This window comes from Brevundimonas naejangsanensis DSM 23858 (assembly GCF_000421705.1).
Taxonomy (GTDB): Bacteria; Pseudomonadota; Alphaproteobacteria; order Caulobacterales; family Caulobacteraceae; genus Brevundimonas; species Brevundimonas naejangsanensis.
Genome location: NZ_ATXN01000007.1, coordinates 1 through 16855 on the forward strand (window position 1 = coordinate 1; position 16855 = coordinate 16855).

16 protein-coding genes are annotated in these 16855 nt (G+C 67.8%); 6 read left to right on the forward strand and 10 right to left on the reverse strand.

Annotated features, from left to right (window positions below; genetic code table 11):
• Positions 1-55: 55 nt before the first annotated feature.
• From H556_RS0113255 to otsB, 4 genes are all read right to left on the reverse strand, one after another.
• Positions 56-1210 (reverse strand): OmpA family protein, encoded by a 1155-nt coding sequence (locus H556_RS0113255; protein WP_024354901.1) that lies wholly within the window; start codon positions 1208-1210, stop codon positions 56-58.
• A gap of 421 nt (positions 1211-1631) precedes the next feature.
• Complete coding sequence (locus H556_RS0113260; protein ID WP_024354902.1) at positions 1632-3008, reverse strand: alpha,alpha-trehalose-phosphate synthase (UDP-forming); 1377 nt, start codon at positions 3006-3008, stop codon at positions 1632-1634.
• Positions 3005-4789, reverse strand: a complete 1785-nt coding sequence (locus tag H556_RS0113265; protein ID WP_024354903.1) for a glycoside hydrolase family 15 protein — start codon at positions 4787-4789, stop codon at positions 3005-3007. The genes H556_RS0113260 and H556_RS0113265 overlap by 4 nt, the downstream gene beginning before the upstream one ends.
• Positions 4779-5564 carry a trehalose-phosphatase gene (gene otsB, locus H556_RS0113270; protein ID WP_024354904.1) on the reverse strand — a complete coding sequence of 262 codons (786 nt, stop codon included), beginning with the start codon at positions 5562-5564 and terminating at the stop codon, positions 4779-4781. The genes H556_RS0113265 and otsB overlap by 11 nt, the downstream gene beginning before the upstream one ends.
• A 202-nt stretch (positions 5565-5766) precedes the next feature.
• On the opposite strand from otsB, the gene H556_RS0113275 reads away from it, so the two are divergent.
• The 4 genes from H556_RS0113275 (at position 5767) to H556_RS0113290 (ending at position 9721) form a co-directional block, all read left to right on the forward strand.
• On the forward strand, positions 5767-6762 hold the full coding sequence (locus H556_RS0113275) for a KpsF/GutQ family sugar-phosphate isomerase (protein ID WP_024354905.1): 996 nt from the start codon (positions 5767-5769) through the stop codon (positions 6760-6762).
• Entirely contained in the window at positions 6762-8042 is a 1281-nt protein-coding gene (locus H556_RS0113280) for a glycosyltransferase family 4 protein (protein WP_024354906.1), read from the forward strand. Before H556_RS0113275 ends, H556_RS0113280 begins: the two co-directional genes overlap by 1 nt.
• Positions 8043-8063: 21 nt before the next feature.
• The gene (locus tag H556_RS0113285) at positions 8064-9209 is read left to right on the forward strand and encodes a polysaccharide biosynthesis/export family protein (protein ID WP_024354907.1); all 1146 of its coding nucleotides are present in this window, start codon (positions 8064-8066) and stop codon (positions 9207-9209) included.
• An 86-nt stretch (positions 9210-9295) separates the two neighbouring features.
• Positions 9296-9721 (forward strand): hypothetical protein, encoded by a 426-nt coding sequence (locus H556_RS0113290; protein ID WP_155802493.1) that lies wholly within the window; start codon positions 9296-9298, stop codon positions 9719-9721.
• Here the strand turns inward: H556_RS0113290 and H556_RS0113295 are convergent.
• From H556_RS0113295 to rpmH, 6 genes are all read right to left on the reverse strand, one after another.
• Positions 9718-10713: an LLM class flavin-dependent oxidoreductase gene (locus tag H556_RS0113295; protein WP_024354909.1), complete on the reverse strand. Its 996-nt coding sequence runs from the start codon at positions 10711-10713 to the stop codon at positions 9718-9720. The two genes, H556_RS0113290 and H556_RS0113295, sit on opposite strands and share 4 nt — an antisense overlap.
• 70 nt (positions 10714-10783) lie before the next feature.
• Entirely contained in the window at positions 10784-11287 is a 504-nt protein-coding gene (locus tag H556_RS0113300) for a DUF3617 domain-containing protein (protein ID WP_024354910.1), read from the reverse strand.
• Positions 11288-11359: 72 nt separating this feature from the next.
• Positions 11360-12028 (reverse strand): ribosome biogenesis GTP-binding protein YihA/YsxC, encoded by a 669-nt coding sequence (gene yihA / locus H556_RS0113305; protein WP_003166775.1) that lies wholly within the window; start codon positions 12026-12028, stop codon positions 11360-11362.
• Positions 12029-12032: 4 nt separating this feature from the next.
• On the reverse strand, positions 12033-13835 hold the full coding sequence (gene yidC, locus H556_RS0113310; RefSeq protein ID WP_024354911.1) for a membrane protein insertase YidC: 1803 nt from the start codon (positions 13833-13835) through the stop codon (positions 12033-12035).
• A 5-nt stretch (positions 13836-13840) separates the two neighbouring features.
• Positions 13841-14281 (reverse strand): ribonuclease P protein component, encoded by a 441-nt coding sequence (rnpA, locus tag H556_RS0113315; RefSeq protein ID WP_024354912.1) that lies wholly within the window; start codon positions 14279-14281, stop codon positions 13841-13843.
• Between the two features lie 34 nt (positions 14282-14315).
• Positions 14316-14450 (reverse strand): 50S ribosomal protein L34, encoded by a 135-nt coding sequence (gene rpmH, locus H556_RS0113320; RefSeq protein WP_024354913.1) that lies wholly within the window; start codon positions 14448-14450, stop codon positions 14316-14318.
• A 179-nt stretch (positions 14451-14629) separates the two neighbouring features.
• Between rpmH and H556_RS0113325 the strand changes: the two genes are divergently transcribed.
• Both H556_RS0113325 and H556_RS0113330 read left to right on the forward strand, forming a co-directional pair.
• A complete protein-coding gene (locus H556_RS0113325) occupies positions 14630-15358 on the forward strand; it encodes a TVP38/TMEM64 family protein (RefSeq protein WP_024354914.1) in 729 nt (242 codons plus the stop codon).
• Complete coding sequence (locus H556_RS0113330; protein ID WP_024354915.1) at positions 15355-16815, forward strand: sensor histidine kinase; 1461 nt, start codon at positions 15355-15357, stop codon at positions 16813-16815. Before H556_RS0113325 ends, H556_RS0113330 begins: the two co-directional genes overlap by 4 nt.
• Positions 16816-16855 lie beyond the last annotated feature (40 nt).

The window sequence follows — 16855 nt, forward strand, 5'->3', positions numbered from 1 at the left end:
TCTTATCGACGCTTCTTCGGTCGCGGGGGCCGGGATGAGCCGGCCCCCTTGAGCCTTAGAAGTTGATGTCGACGGTGGCGCGGCGGTTCAGCGGCTCACGCACGCCGTCGCCGGTGGCCTTGGCCGGCTGGGTCTCGCCCTTGCCGTCCAGCGAGATCACCCCGCCGTTGACGCCTTGAGCGACCAGGGCGTCAGCCACGGTGCGCGCACGGCGGTTGGACAGGCCCATGTTGTAGGCCGCGTTGCCCGAGGTGTCGGTGTGGCCGACCACCAGCACGCGCGTCGGAGCGCCCGACTTGGCGTAGTTGGCGGCTTGCGTCACCACCGAGCGGGCTTCCGCCGTCAGGTCCGAACGGTCGAAGTCGAAGTAGACCACGAACTGACGCGCAGCCGGCTTGGCCGGAGGCGGCGGAGGCGGCGGCGGGGGCGGCGGCGGAGGCGGCGGGGGCGGCGGCGGCGGGGGCGGCGGCGGCGGCGGGGCCACCGGCTCGGCGCCGAACGCATAGCGCAGGCCCAGCGTCACGGTGTGCGACTGGTCATAGTCGCCCGCCAGGGTGCCGAACGGAATGGCGCCCGTGCCCGAGGTGTTGGTGTCGAACTCCATGTCGCCCGTCAGATAACGGTACGTCAGGTCGATGTTGGCGCGGTCCGAGACGGCCCAGGCCAGACCGGCGATCGCCTGGGCGGCGAACTTGGTCGAGCTGTCGTCAGCGGCGAAGGCCACACCCGGCGTCTGACGCAGGCGGCCGACGGTGTCGGTGTTGACGCGGTTGGCGCCAACGCCCAGGCCGACGAACGGACGAATGGTCCAGTCCGGCGAACCGAAGTCATAGATGACGTTGGCCATCAGAGTGGTCGACGTGATGTCGCCTTCCGGCGAGTGGCACGGACCGGTGGCCGGCGTCAGGTTGCACAGGCCCTGCGGACCCGAGACGGCGCGAACGCGGCCGATGTCGCCCGAGCGGTAGCCGCCTTCGAGCTCAACACGCCAGTTCGGGTTGAAACGGTAGCCCAGGCGAGCAAAGGCCGCCCAGCCGTCGTTGACTTCCCAGTTCCAGTTGTGGCCGGTCGCCGAAGCTTCCGTATTGATGTCGTCGATGATGTGGTAGCCGGCGTCGATCGCGCCGTACCAGCCATCGGGCTCAGCCGATGCTGCGCCGGCTGCAAACAGCCCCGCCGCAGCGACACTGGCCAGAAGTTTCAGCTTCATAGTGTCCTCACACTCATAGTTGATCCGATCCCCGACACATTTGCCTGCATCGGCGCTCCAAACCCGAACGACATTGCAGTGCGGCAGTTCCCTCTTCTAGCGTTGATTGTGGCGACTGTGGCGCCGTTTCAACACAAAAAATCGTCCCCGCCTCAGTGTCTGACAACAGGGCTTCACTGTCTGGACGAACCTGAACGAGCGATGAACCTGTGGACTTTGGAACGACTTATTTACGGCGTCATAACCGGGGTCGGCGATGAATGCCACAACATCCCGACACAGATGGTTCAAGACCAGACGATCAGGACTCTCAATTGCCACGCCCAGCCCTCTGCGTCCGCAGCTTGAAGGGTTGCAGTCAGACGAATTCGCCGCATTCCCGCCTCGCCGCACCGCGCAAATGAGGCGTTGCGCCGCAGGGCTAGCTCTCTGCAAGCAGGGCGCGCACGAACTGATCGCGCCAGTGGGCGACGTCCGTGTCGCGGACGACCTGCATCAGGGCCTTCCACTTTCGGATACGCTCTTCCAGAGGCATGGTCAGAGCCTTGCGGATGGCGTCGGACAGTTCTTCACGGCTGAAGGGGTTGACCAGCAGGGCCTCGCCCATCTGTTCGGCGGCGCCGGCGAAGCGGGACAGGATCAGCACGCCGGGGTCGTCAGGGTCCTGGGCGGCGACGTATTCCTTGGCCACCAGGTTCATGCCGTCGCGCAGCGGGGTCACCAGCCCGACCCTGGCGGCGCGATAGATGCCCGCCAGCTGGTCGCGCCGGAAGGTCCGGTTCAGGTAGCGGATCGGCTGCCAGTCCATGTCGGCATAGGCCCCGTTGATGCGCCCGGCCAGAGCTTCCAGCCGCGCGCGGATATCCTGATAGGTATCCACGTCATCGCGCGAAATCGGCGTCACCTGCAGCAGGAAAACGTCGCCCCGCATCGACGGATTGTCTTCCAGGAACTGCTCATATCCGAGCAGGCGCTGTTCCAGCCCCTTGGAATAGTCGAGCCGGTCCACCCCCACGATCATGGAGCGGAAGGCCGCGCTGGCCGCGATACGGTCATAGGTCTTCTGGCCCAGCAGGGAATCGCGCGCCGCCAGGAAGCCGTCCACATCGATGCCGATGGGAAAGACGCCGAGCTGAACGCTGCGGTCGAAGGCTTCGACACGGCCGCCCGGCCCGACCACGCCCTTGGCCTCGACCTCCACATAGCGCTGGAACAGTTCCATCCACTCGCGGGTCTGGAAGCCCAGCAGGTCGAAGTGGAACATGGATTTCACCAGGCGTCGGTGATGCGGCAGGGTGACAAGCAATTGCCGCGCAGGCCAGGGCGTGTGCAGGAAGAAACCGATGCGGTTCTTCACCCCCAGACGGCGCAGATCCCGCGCCATCGGGATCATGTGGTAATCATGAATCCAGATGACGTCGTCGGGCTGCAACAACGGCTGCAACACCTCGGCGAAACGGCGGTTGGTGCGCTCATAACCCTCGCCATAGGATCGCTCATAGGCCGTCAGGTCGACGCGGTGATGGAACAGCGGCCACAGGGTCTTGTTGGCGTAGCCGTTGTAATATTCATCGACATCCTGGGGCTCCAGATCGACGGTGGCCACCGTGACGCCGGCGCGATCCTCGACGTTGAGCTCGCCGGTGAAATGCTCGACCGTCTCGCCGGACCAGCCGAACCACAGGCCGTCATATTTCCGCAGCGCCGCCGACAGGGCCATGGCCAGACCGCCCGCCGAGCCCGCCGCCGGGTCCTTGGGCGCCGAGACGCGGTTCGAAACGACGATCAGGCGGCTCATCGCGCGTCCTGCCATGAACGACTGAGCAGGACGGCGCAGTTGATGATCCCGACCAGGGAATAGGTCTGGGGGTAATTGCCCCACAGTTCGCCGTCCTGGATCGAAATATCCTCGCTGAGCAGGCCCGCGTGTGTGCGGCGGCTGAGCATCTCCTCGAAGATGACGCGCGCCTCCTCGACCCGGCCGTTCAGCGCCAGGGCCTCGATGTACCAGAAGGTGCAGAAGTTGAAGGCGGTCTCGGGCTCGCCGAAATCGTCCGGGTGGATGTACCGGAACAGATAGGGGCCGCGTTTCAGGTCGCGCTCGATCGCCTCGAAGGTCTTCACCTGGCGCGGGTCGCGGGCGTCGAGGAAGCCCAGGTCCGTCATCTGCAGCAGGGCGGCGTCCAGCTCGGTTCCGCCGAAGCTGGCGGCGAAGCGGCCCTCGTCGGGAAGGTAGGCTTCGGCCTCGATGCGCTCGCGGATGATGCGCGCCCGCTCGCGCCACAGTTCACAGCGATCGTTCAGGCCCAGGTGAAGCGCCGCGCGGGCCAGACGGTCGCAGGCCGCCCAGCACATGACCGAGGAATAGGTGTGCACCCTGGCGATGGTGCGGAACTCCCACAGGCCGGCATCGACCTGATCGTGCATGGCGAAGGCGCGGTCGCCGACCTTTTCCAAAGCGCGGAAATCCTCGACCGTGCCGGGACGCAGCAGGCGCTGATCGAAGAAGGCCTGAACCAGCGGCAGGACGATCTGGCCATAGACGTCGTGCTGAAGATGCTCATGCGCCTGATTGCCGACGCGCACGGGCTTCATGCCGCGATAGCCTTCGACGCTGTCGACGATGCGCTCTACGATGGCGGGCTCCAGCCCCACGCCATAGACCGGCTGCACATGGCCGCCCGCCGAGGCGTCGACCAGATTGCGCAGATAGCCGAGGTAGTTCTCCAGGATATCCACCGCGCCCAGGCGGTTCAGCGCCCGCACCGTGTAATAGGCGTCGCGAATCCAGCAGTAGCGATAGTCCCAGTTGCGCCCGCTCTCGGGAAATTCGGGCACCGACGTCGTCATGGCGGCGACGATGGCGCCGGTCTCCTCGTAGACGCACAGCTTCAGCGTGATGGCGGCGCGGATCACCGCCTCCTGCCAGTCCAGCGGCAGATAAAGCGTGCGCGTCCAGTGCTTCCAGTGGGCGATGGTCAGGTCCAGCGCCGCGTTGACGCCCGCCAGCACCGACTGGTCATAGCCTTCGTCCGGGCCGAGGAAGAAGGCCATCTCCTCTTCCAGACGGAAGGTGCGCTCGTTCAGCACATGGCTGACGGGACAGTTGGTGGTCAGGCGCAGCGTCACGTCGCTGCACAGATAGCGGACGTGGTTGGAGCCCGAGGTCCGCTCGGCCGCCCGCGCGCCCCAGTCGGCCGAGGGGCGCAGGCGCACGGTCACGCGCGGCGATCCCGACAGGGGCCGCAACACCCGCGCAAAGGCGGTCGGCCGATAGATGCGCGAGTGCTTCAGATGGCGAGGGCAGAAGTCAATGATCTCGACGGCGGCCCCGTCCTCGGCCGTCAGGACGGTGCGCAGCACGGCCGTGTTGCGGACATAGGCCTGTTCGACAGAGGCGAGGCCCTCCAGTTCGACGGCCCAGAAGCCGTGTTCGGGCTCCTCGCCGTCCATCAGGGCGGAAAAGACCGGGTCGTCGTCGATGCGCGGGGCGCAGGCCCAGACGATGCGGCCGCGCCGGTCGATCAGGGCGCTGACGGAGCAGTTGCCGATGGGGGCGAGATCGAGGTCAGGCTTCATGGCGAGCCTCCTTGTGAACGTCGGCGGCGACGGCTTCCAGCCAGTCCAGAACGGCGGACACGCCGGGCAGACCATAGCGGGCGGCGGTCGAGCGCGGGGCGCCCACGAGAACGCCAAAGCCGCCGAGCGCCTGCGCCGCCTCGAACCCGGCCTCATCGGTCAGATCGTCGCCGACCATGACGGGGACAGCGCCGAGGAAGGGCGGCTCCTGCATGAAGGCGCGGACGGCCGTGCCCTTGTCCGCGCCGGGGGTCTTAAGCTCCAGCACCATTGAGCCGGGCTGCAGGGTCAGGCCCGTCGCCGCCGCCAGATCGGTCGCCAGCCGCGTCGCCGCCTCGCCCTCGGTTGGGGCCTGACGGAAATGGAGGCCAGCGGACAATCCCTTGTCCTCGACCAAAACGCCGGGTCTGTCAGCGGCGAAGGCATGGAAAGCCTGCAAGGCCTGCCCGATGGCGGGCGAGGGGGCCGTCCGCAGCAAGGCGCCGTCGTCTCGCCGACGCTCCAGCCCATGCACGCCGGATGCGGCGCGCGCGGCGCCGTCGCTGATCCGATCGATCTCGGCCAGGGTGCGACCGCTGACCACGGCCGTTCGTCCCTGCAGGACCTGCGTCAGCCGCGTCAGAACCGCCGTGCGGCGCACGTCAGGGCCCACGGCGTCCGGCGTCGGCGCAAGGGGCGCAAGCACGCCATCGAGGTCAAGAAACAGGGCGAGGCCCGGCAAGCAGACGGGCGGGTGAGGCAGGCGCGGGGGGACGGCCCCCTGAGCATCGGACATCAGGCTGAGGTTTCGACTTTCCCATTAGTGAGACCGTCACAACGCCCCAACACCGCAAAGGTTGTAAAAGATTCTCAAACGGGCGGATCGGAAAGTTTTGAGCGGCGCTTTCCGAACGCGCCATTGTGCGAAGCAGCTTATTGGGGCAATTCCCGCTGCTGTACGAAGAGCCGCAGAAGCGGCCCCGGCGCCTGGAACCGTCATGACCGCCATTTCCGCCCCTTCTACTCCCGAACAGCTCGCCGCCATGTCAGACCGCGCCCGCGAGGTCGTGCGCCTGAACATAGAGGCGCTTGAGGCGCTGGAGCGGTCGCTGGATTCCTCGATCGCGCGGGCGGCCGATGTCATCCTGTCACGGCCGGGCTATGTCGTGGTTACGGGCATGGGCAAGTCGGGACACATCGGCGGCAAGATCGCCGCCACCCTGGCCTCGACCGGCACCAACTCCTTCTTCGTCCACCCGGCCGAGATGAGCCACGGCGACCTGGGGATGCTGCGCCCGGACACCACGCTTCTGGCCCTGTCCAACTCGGGCGAGAGCCGCGAACTGCGCGATCCGCTGATCTTCTGTGCGCGCAACGACATTCCGGTGATCGGCCTCACCCAGAGGCCGCAGAGCTTCCTGGGCCGCCACTCCGACGTCTGCCTGACCATGCCCAAGGTGGCCGAGGCCTGTCCCAACGGCCTGGCGCCGACGACTTCGACCCTGATGTCGCTGGCGATGGGCGACGCCCTGGCGATGGTGCTGATGGACCGGCGCGGCTTCACGCGGGAGGATTTCGGCCTGCACCATCCGGGCGGCTCGCTGGGCATGAGCCTGCAGACCGTGCGCGAATGGATGGGCGACAACGCCGCCGCCCCGGCCAGCGTGCCTCTGGACGCGGATTTCAGAACCGTCGTTTCGGCCATCACCGAGGGGCGCAAGGGCGCGGTCGCCGTGCTGGCGCCGGACGGCGCCCTGGCGGGCATGATCACCGACGGCGACGTGCGCCGCGCCTTCGCCAACGACATCGGCGCCCTGCACGCCGAAGACATCATGAGCCGCAGCCCGATCACGGTCGATCCGCAGGCCCGGATGAGCGACGTGGTCGATCTGTTGAGCGCCAACAAGATCAGTAATCTGTTCGTCGTCGATGAGCGCCGCCCGGTCGCCATCATCCACATCGCCGAATTGATGCAGGCAGGATACGTCTCCTGATGGTGCAGGACGTGCTCTTCGACGCCAGTCGATTGCTCAGCCGGACCGAACGCAGCGCGCCGACCGGCGTGGACCGGGTCTGTCTGGCCTACGCCGAATGGCTGATCGAGCATCCCGTCTATCGCATGACGCCGGTGCGGGCGCGCAAGGATCAACTGGCGCGCGTCGACAACGACTGGTTCCGCCAGCGCCTGACCGAGCTTCGGATGCGCTGGACCGGCCCCGGCGCGGTGTCCGAACTCAACGGCGAGGCCCGTAAACTGTTCGACGCCCTGAGCTCGCCCGAGGACGACGCCTCGGTCATCGGTCATGCCCCCGAGGAAAGCCCGCAGCTTCGCAAGAAGCCGAAGCGGGTGTGGAAACAGTATTTCCGGTCGCGCCGCATCGCCGCCCCGCCTGCGGCGCGCGCCTATATCAACGTCGGCCACACCAGTCTGAATACGCCGGACATCCTGACCTCTTTGGCGCATGGCGGCATCGAACGGATCATCATGGTCCATGATCTGATCCCGGTGACGCACCCCGAGTTCTGCCGTCCCGGCGACGGGGCCAAGCATGAGCGGCGCATGGAGAATGTGCTGCGCCACGCCTCGCGCATTATCGTCAACTCCCACTATACAGCGGATGAACTGAGCCGCTTCGCCGCCCGGTCGAACCTGGCCGCCCCGCCGATCGACGTCGCCCACCTGGGGCTGGAACGCACCTTCGACAGCCGCACCGCCATCACGGCCGCCCGCCCCTATTTCCTGCACGTCGGCACGATCGAGGCCCGCAAGAACCTGGCCTTCCTGCTGACCGTCTGGCGGCGGCTGCAGGAGACGATGGGCGCCGAGACGCCGCGCCTGGTCCTAGTCGGGCGTTATGGCTGGGAAAACGAGGCGGTGCTGGATCACCTGCAACGCTCGCCCAATCTGCGCGGCCTGGTGCATCAGGCGGAAAACCTGCCCGACTGCGCCCTGTCGGCGCTGATGCGCGGCGCCCGCGCGATGGTGGCGCCGTCGTCGGTCGAGGGCTTCGACCTGCCCGCCGTCGAAGCCAGCGCCATGGGCGTGCCTCTGATCGCCTCCGACATCGCCGCGCACCGCGAACTGGTGCCCCACGCCCGCCTGATCGACCCGCTGGACGGGCTGGGCTGGCTGAGCGCGCTGGAAGACTGGACCCGCAACCCGCCCGTCGCCCCGCCGTATTGCGCGCCGGATTGGGAGCGCCACTTCGACGTCGTGGAGCAACAGGTGCTGCCGCCCTCTGGCGGCGCGGACGCCCTGCGAGTAAGCAACTGATCAAACTGCAATAGGGCCATCATGACCAGAACCGCCGCCAGCCTGATGATCGTCGCCCTGCTCGCGGGCTGCTCCACCCTGCCGCGCGACGGACCGTCGGGCCGCAACGTGGTCGGGAGCGCCGCCTCGCCCGAGCGTGCAGGCGACTACGCCCTGGTCGATCTGGACTTCGAGCTGAGCGAACGCCTGAAGGCCGCGCCGCCCCCCTCGTTCAGCAGTCTGGCCCTGGCCTCCAGCGAAGCGCCCACCGATGTGATCGGCATCGGCGACACCCTGGCCGTCAGCATCTTCGAGCCCGGCGGCTCCCTGTTCGGAGGCGGCAGCGCCACGGCGCCGGCGGCGTCCGGCAATCAGACCCTTCCACCCCTCGTGGTGAATCGCAACGGCGCCGTACCTGTGCCATTCGCCGGAAACGTGCGGGTCGAGGGACTGACCCCGGAACAGGCCTCGGCGGCTGTGCGCCGCGCCCTGGTCGGCAAGGTCGCCAACCCCCAGGTGATCGTCACCGTGGCGGGCAATACCTCCAACGCCGTGACCGTGCTGGGCGAGGTGCGTAACCCCGGCCGCCAGCCTCTGTCGGCCAACCATGACCGCATCCTGGACATCATCGCCGCCGCCGGCGGCTCTTCGCGTTCCATCTATGACGTCAATGTCCAGATCCAGCGCCAGGGCCGCACCTATACGGCCCCGATGTCGATCGTCACGACCGAGTTCAATGAGAACGTCCGGCTGCAGCGCGGCGATCAGGTGAACCTGGTCTATCAACCGCGCCGGTTCAGCTCCTTCGGCGCCTTCAACGCCGTGGCGCGCAGCGAACTGCCGCCCGGTCCGCTGACCCTGGCCGAGGCCCTCAGCGGCGTCGGCGGACTGGACTCCAACCTGGCCGACGCCAAGTCGGTGCTGGTCTTCCGCTTCGAGCGGCCGGAAGTGGCCCAGGCGCTGGGAATCCAGCAACCCGCCACCTCACGCGGCGTGCCGGTGGTCTATCGCCTGAACCTGACCGAGGGCGAGGGCTTCTTCATCGCCAGCAACTTCCAGATGCAGCCCGACGACCTACTCTACACGCCGCGCGCGGGCGCGGCCGAGATGCGCAAATTCTTCGAAGTGGTCCAGAGCATCACCCGCGTGGTCTATGATGTCTCGGTCACCAGCACGCTGAGCCGCTAAGACTCATGCTGGGTCGCTTCGGACGCCCTCGCGACGACCGAAGCGATGCGCGCGCTGTCGCCCCTCAAGAGGCGCCTACGGACGGCGTGAAAAGTCTGCTGGCAGAGGTCGCCGCCATCGAGGCGGCCGCGTGCGATGTCTTTGGTCGGCATGGCCTACCCGCTCAACCGGGCCAGTATCGCCGACGGGGCGACGACAGCGTGTGGGAGCGATTGTCCGACCGCCTTTCCCCCGCCGAGAAATGGGCCCTCATCCAGGCGGAACCGCCCGAGGAGGGGTGGCGCTTCGCGTCTCTGGACGGCCTGGGTGCGCGATCATCGATCCCCGAGGTACGGCGCGCCGCCGCCGTGCTGGCGGCCTGCGCCGGGCTGCGCCAGCGTCTGACGGAGGCCGAGCCCATATCCCCGCAGGATCTAGCCGACGCCATCCGCCTGGGCGCGGCCTGGCGTCATCTGGACGCCGAGAGCGTCGCCTCGCCCCTGCTGTTCCAGGCGCCCGAAAGCGAGCGTTAGGCAGCCGCCAGTCCTGTCGCCGCCGCCAGCAGTTCGATCGATCGCACGCGTGCGGCCGGATCCCAGATCTGGCTGGTGAGCATCAGCTCATCCGCCTCGGTTTGGGCGATGAAGGCGTCAAGGGCGGCCCTGGCTGTCGCCGGAGCGCCGACCGCAGAGCAGGCCAGGGCCGCGTCGATCATGCCGCGGGCCGCGCCGTCCAGCCGCTCGTAATAGCCCTCGACCGGCGGCGGCAGCTTGCCGGGGCGGCCGGTTCTCAGGTTGACGAAGGCCTGCTGGACCGAGGTGAACAGCAGGCGCGCCGCCTCGTCCGTCTCGGCGACGAAGGCGTTGTAGCCCAGCATGACGTAGGGCTTGTCCAGGTGCTGCGACGGGCGGAAGGTCCGGCGATAGATGTCGATGGCCCGCATCATCTCGCCGGGCGCGAAATGGCTGGCGAAGGCGTAGGGCAGCCCCAGATGCGCCGCCAGTTGGGCGCCATAGGTCGAAGAGCCCAGAATCCAGATCGGCACGTCCTGCCCCTCGCCCGGATTGGCGATGATGCGCTGATCCGGCGCGGCGGGCTCGAACCACTGCATCAGTTCCATCACGTCCTGCGGGAAGGCGTCGTGGTCGCTCTGCAGCGTCCGGCGCAAAGCCCGCGCCGTGGCCTGATCCGAGCCGGGCGCGCGACCCAGTCCCAGGTCGATGCGGCCGGGGTGCAGCGCGTTCAGGGTGCCGAACTGTTCAGCGATGACCAGTGGAGCGTGGTTGGGCAGCATGACCCCGCCGGCGCCGACGCGAATGGTCTTCGTCGCCGCCGCTACTGCGCCGATCACCACCGAGGTCGCCGCGCTGGCGATGCCCGGCATGTTGTGATGCTCGGCCAGCCAATAGCGATTGTAGCCCAGGCGTTCGGCGTGGCGGGCCAGATCGATGGTGTTGGCGAGCGCCTGGCCCACGTCGGAGCCTTCCGGCACGGGGGCGAGGTCGAGAATGGACAGAGGGATCATCCGACCGATATGGGGCCGCGCATGCGCGACGCCATACCGGCCGTGACGATCAGTCGTCTATTGGCGCCGCTTATTGACCAGCGGGGCAGTCGCCGAGGCGCTCGGCCGTCATGGTGACCTTGGTCTGTGCCATCTGCGGCGTCGGCGCCGGGTCCATCTTGGTGGTGACCTCGGTGACGTAGCGGCTGTTGAAGTCGCCGGTCACGCGGATGGTGGAATCGGCCTTCATATTGCCCGGCAGGGTGCACGACGAGGTAGCGACCATGGCGTCGCCCTGGCGCGCGAACGGCTGGGTCGTACAGTCGGCGCCCGGCTGCTGGGCGCTAGCCGGCGCTTCCAGCTTGGCGTCCTTGATGCAGACGTCCTGCGCCGGGACCGAGGCGCCCCCGGGCATGCCTTCCATGGCGGTGGACACGCGCCACAGGCCGGGCTTGGGCGCGTCGAGCGTCGCCGGGGCCGTCGAGGCGGTCTCGGCCCCCTCAGCGGCTGGGCCTTCGGCCTTGTTGTTGTTTCCGCAGGCCGACAGACCCAGCAGGCAGGCGACGGCGACGCCGCCGATGATCGCTGAACGCATGACGCGCTCCCCTCTCGTTAAGAACCAGGGGACAACGCCGGTCCGGCTTAACGGTTCACGCCAACGTGAGAGTCAGTCGAGAACGACGCCGGTCGTGCGCATGATCTCGGCGCGTAGCTCCGGCAGACCCAGGCCCTTCTCGGACGAGGTGACGGCCACGTGGGGGTAGGCGGCCGGGCGTTTGGCGATGGCCTTTAGCGTCGCCGCCTGCACCTTCTCGGCCTCGCCCGCCTTCAGCTTGTCGGCCTTGGTCAGGACGATCTGATAGGAGACGGCGGACAGGTCCAGCGCGTCCAGCGCCTCGTCGTCGACCTTCTTCAGGCCGTGACGGCTGTCGATGAGCAGATAGACGCGCTTCAGCGTCACCCGGCCGCGCAGATAGTCGCGACCCAGGTCCTGAAACTTCTTCACTGTCGTTTTCGACGCCTTGGCCCAGCCGTAGCCAGGCAGGTCGACCAGACGCATCCGACCGTCCAGATCGAAGAAGTTGACCTCGCGCGTGCGGCCCGGCTCGTTCGAGGCGCGCGCCAGCTTGTGCATGCCCACCAGACCGTTGATCAGGCTGGACTTACCCACGTTCGAGCGGCCGGCGAAGGCGATCTCGGGCAGGTCCGGCGTCGGCAGCTGCTCGATCTTGGCGCAGCCCATGATGAAGGTCGCGGGGCGCGCGAACAGCACGCGCGCCGCCTCGATCTCGGCGTCGGCGTATTCGCCGACCTTGGGCTCGTCAGAAGCGTCCAAACGATCAGGCCTTCTTGAAACGGGCGATAAAGCTGTCGATCGGGTTTTCGGCCCCGAAGCGATGCATGATCACATATTGCTGGATGATCGACAGGACGTTGTTCCAGGCCCAGTAGATCAGCAGGCCGGCCGCGAACGGGGCCATGATGAAGGTGAAGACGATCGGCATCAGGGCGAAGATCTGACGCTGCATCGGGTCCTGCGCCGGCGGGTTCATCGCCATCTGCAACCACATGGTTAAGCCATAGACCAACGGCAGCACGCCCAGGTGCAGCGGGCCGTTCAGGATGGCGCCCAGCACCGGCAGGGTGGCCGGGTCCCACGGCACGGCGCCGAACAGGTTCCACACCGTCGAGGGGTCGCGCGCCGACAGGTCGCGAATCCAGCCGAAGAAGGGGGCGTGACGCATTTCGATGGTCACGAACAGCACCTTGTACAGGGCGTAGAAGACCGGGATCTGCACCACCATCGGCAGACAGCCCGCCAGCGGATTGATCTTCTCCCGCTGATACAGGGCCATCATCTCCTGCTGCTGCTTCTGCGGGTCGGAGCCGTGCTTCTTCTTGATCTCCTCCATCTTGGGCTGGAGGGTCCGCATCTTGGACAGGCTCTCGTAGGACTTGTTGGCCAGCGGGAAGAGAATCAGCTTGACCACGACCGTCAGGGCCAGGATGGCCAGGCCGAAGTTGCCCAGCACGCCGTAGAAGAACTCCACCACGGTGAAGATCGGGCGTGTCAGGAACCAGAACATGCCCCAGTCGATGGCGTATACGAAGCGCGGCAGGCCCAGCGACTCCTCATAGCCCTTCAGCACCTCGGCGCGCTTGGCGCCGGCGAACAGACGCTGGGTCTCCTCGATCTGGCGGCCCGGCTGGATGGTGTGGGTCGCGCCCAGCATGGCGGCTTCGTGGATGTTCATGCCGTCCGCGTCGCGCACCGAGAAACGGCCTTCGATGGCTTCGTTCTGGGTCGGGATCAGGGCCGCCAGCCAGTATTTGTCGCTCACGCCCAGCCAGCCGCCGACCGATTCCTTCTGGATGCGCGGCTTCTTGGCCCAGTCCTTGTACTTGACCTGTTCGGTGGTGAACTTGCCGTCCGAACCGAAGGCGCCGATGGCCCCCTCGTGCAGGATCATCTGCTTGCCCAGGTCGACCGGAACGCCCTGGCGCTCAACACGGCCGTAGGGGGCGATGGCGATGGCCTGGGTGCCCAGGTTGGCCACCGTGTCCTTGACCGTGAACATATACTGCTCGTCGATCGAGACCAGGCGGGTGAAGCGCAGGCCCGAGCCGTTGTCCCAGGTCAGCTCGACCGGGGTGGTCGGCGTCAGGGTCTCGCCCTTGGTCAGGCGCCAGACGGTGTTGGGACCGGGAACGCCGCCGGGGACGTTGGGGCCGCTCCAGCCGAACTGGGCGAAATAGGCGTGCTCCATCCCCTGCGGGCGGAACAGCTCGACCGGCGGCGAATTCTTGTCCAGCGTCTCGCGATAGCGGGTCAGGTACAGGTCGTCGATGCGCGCGCCCTGCAGCGACAGCGAGCCCTTCAGCGTCGGCGTCTGGATCGGCACGCGGGCGACGGCGCCCAGGGCCTCGCCCCGGTCCTTGATGAAGGCGCCCGGCGCGGCGGACGACGACGTCAGCCCGGCGTCGGCCGAGGCCTCGCGCGCCTTCTGCTGCTCGGCGGCGACGATCTGCGCCTGGCGGCGGCTCTCGGCCTGCGGGCGCATCACCATGAAGTAGTAGACGCCCATGATCAGGGCCGCGCACACGAAGAAGATGATGGTGTTGCGCGAATTCTGGGTCTGCATCGGGATCAGCGGTCCTGGTCGGCGGGGCGCGGGTCGGAGGGGACGCGGGTCGGTATCGGAGCGGGCGAAACGGCCCGTTCTCCCATATCGGGAGCCGCGCGCGGGGTTGCGAGCCTTGTAAGGGCCGATTTCACATCGTCAAGCAAGCGGTCCCAGTCACGGTCCGCCGTGCCCATGCGGGCGATGAACACATAGTCGCATCCCGCCCGCCCGTGGAGCGGCGTCAGCAGGCGCGCGGCCTCGCGCAGACGGCGCTTGGCGCGGTTGCGCACGACGGCGCCGCCGATCTTGCGGGTGGCGGTGAATCCAAGGCGCACTGAGGGGTCGCCGTCGGCGCGGTCCAGCTGCTGGACCACCACGGCGCCTCGGGCCTGAGAAACGCCTTTGGCGGCCGCCAGAAACTGGGGCCGCCTCAACAGGCGATCGATTTTCATCAGATCGGTCATGCGCCCCGCCCTGAAGGGAAATGGGCGCGTGACGTCAGGCCGTCAGGCGCTTGCGGCCTTTGGCGCGGCGACGCGCGACAATCTTTTGGCCATTCGCGGTGGCCATCCGCGAACGGAAGCCGTGACGGCGCTTGCGCACGAGTCGCGACGGCTGATAGGTCCGCTTCACGGTCGGCTCCGGGTTACTGGGGTTGGCGACAGACACAAGCGTCAGCCGCGAGAGAGGCGGGCGTATAAGCGGCGACAGGACGGGAGTCAACGCCACAGCCGCTTTTCCGTGCGCTCGACAGGCGCGCGCGACGGCTGGAAATCCGCTAGGGATGCAGAAGGAAGAGGACGGAGCGCGGTTTGGACCGGGTCAAAAGATTTCTGCCCCTGGCCGTGCTGCTGGCCGCCGCCGCCCTGATCTTCGGCATGGGCTGGAATCGCTATCTGTCGCTGGAGACCCTGCGCGAGCACGGCGCCGCGCTGGAGGCGCTGGTCGCCCAACGCTATCTGCTGACGCTGGGCGCCCTGATGCTGGTCTTCGCCCTGCTGACGGCCAGCGTGGTGCCGGGCGTGGTCTTCATCACCGTGACGGCGGGCTATCTGTTCGGGCCGTGGGTCGGGGGCGTGGCCACCGCCTTCGCCGCCACCGTCGGCGCCCTGGCCGTCTATTATGTCGGGCGCACGGCCCTGGGCGATTCCCTGCGCCGCCGCGCCGCCGCCGATACGGGCCTGCTTAACAGAGTCTGCGCGGGCGTGGACAAGGACACCTTCTGGTATGTGCTGATCGCCCGCCTGGTCGTCACCGTGCCGTTTCACATGATTAATGTGGCGGCGGGCGTGATGGCGGCGCCCTTGCGCCCCTATGTCATCGCCACCTTCGTCGGCCTGCTGCCCGCCCACATCATCTATTGCTGGATCGGCGACAGCCTGCATGAGGTGCTGATCACCAACCCGAACCCCGACATCCGCAGCCTGTTCGCCGAGTTCTTCTGGCCCCTGATGGGCGTGGCCTTCCTGTCGATGCTGCTCCCCCTGCTGCTCAGGCTGGGCCAGAAGCTGCGCGGCCGCCCCCGCATGGAGGCGTCATGACGGTCGGCGAGATGCAGTCCCATGCGCCCGAGGTCACGCCGGTGACGGAAAGGCCCGAGCCGCGCCGCCGGTTCGCCCTGCCGTCGCCGGACGGCCTGTCGGTGCGGCTGCTGGTGCTGACGGTCGTCTTCACCCTGTCGGTCGTCGGCCTGATCATCGTGCCCAGCGCCGCCTCCTTCCAGGAGCGGTGGCTGATGGACCGGCTGCAGGCGGCCGAACTGGCCTCGGTCGGGGTCGAGGCCCTGCCCTATTCGGCGGTGGAGGATACGACGGCGGAGCAGTTGCTCAGCATCGGCGGGGTGCAGTCGGTCGTGGTCGGCGAACAAGGCGTGCGCCGCCTGCTGCTGCAGGCCCCCAACCTGCCGCGCGCGCCCGAACTGATCGACCTGCGCCAGCGCAATGTCGGCGCGCGGCTGCTGGACCCGTGGAAGACCCTGTTCGGCCACCCGGACCGTTCGCTGCGGGTGCAGGCGGCGCCGCGCTATCGCTCGGGCGACCTAATCGAGATCCTGGCCCCGGCCCAGCCGCTGAAGAAGGAACTGGCGACTTTCCTGCGCAATAACCTGGCCGTGGCCCTGCTGATCGCGGCGATGGCGGGCGGCCTTCTGTACGCCGCCCTGTCCTATCTTGTGCTGCAGCCGCTGGGCCGGCTGACGCGCTCGATCGAGCGCTTCGCCGCCGATCCCGAAAGCCCGGCCGAACCGCCGTCCAACCGTCGCGACGAGATCGGCCGGGTCGAGCGCGAACTGGCGCGGATGCAGGAGGAGGTGCGCCAGTCCCTGCGCTCACGCGCCCGTCTGGCGGCGCTGGGCGAGGCGGTGGCCAAGATCAACCACGACCTGCGCAACATGCTGACCTCGGCCCAGATGGCGTCCGAGCGGCTGTCGACCTCGTCCGACCCGCTGGTGGCGACGGCCCTGCCCCGGCTGGAGCGGGCGCTGGGGCGCGCCTCGACCCTGGCGCGCAACGTCCTGGCCTACGGCAAGACCGAAGAACCGGAGCCCCAGCGTCAGAAGATGCTGCTGGCCCGCGCCGTGGCCGTCGCCGCCGAGGACGCCGGACTGGAGCCGGACGGGGTCAAGCTGGTGCGCGACCTGCCCGCCCGCTTCACCGTCAACGCCGACCCGGACCAACTTCACCGCATCCTGGTCAATCTGATGCGCAACGCCCGCCAGGCCATCGAGGCGAACGCCGAGACCGGAGGCAAGGGCGCCATCACCGTCAGCGCCGCGACCGAAGGGGCTGAGGCCGCCATCCTCATCGCCGATGACGGACCCGGCATCCCTCCGCGCCTGGCCGAGCGCCTGTTCGAGCCCTTCGTCAGCGGCAGCAAGACGGACGGCACGGGGCTGGGACTGACCATTTCGCGCGAACTGGCGGCGAACCACGGCGGCTCGCTGACGCTGGTCGACACCGGGCCTTGGGGCGCGCGGTTCGAATTGCGCCTGCCGATCTGACAGGCAGCCAAACCGGCTCACAAAGCGTTGTTTCCCTGAA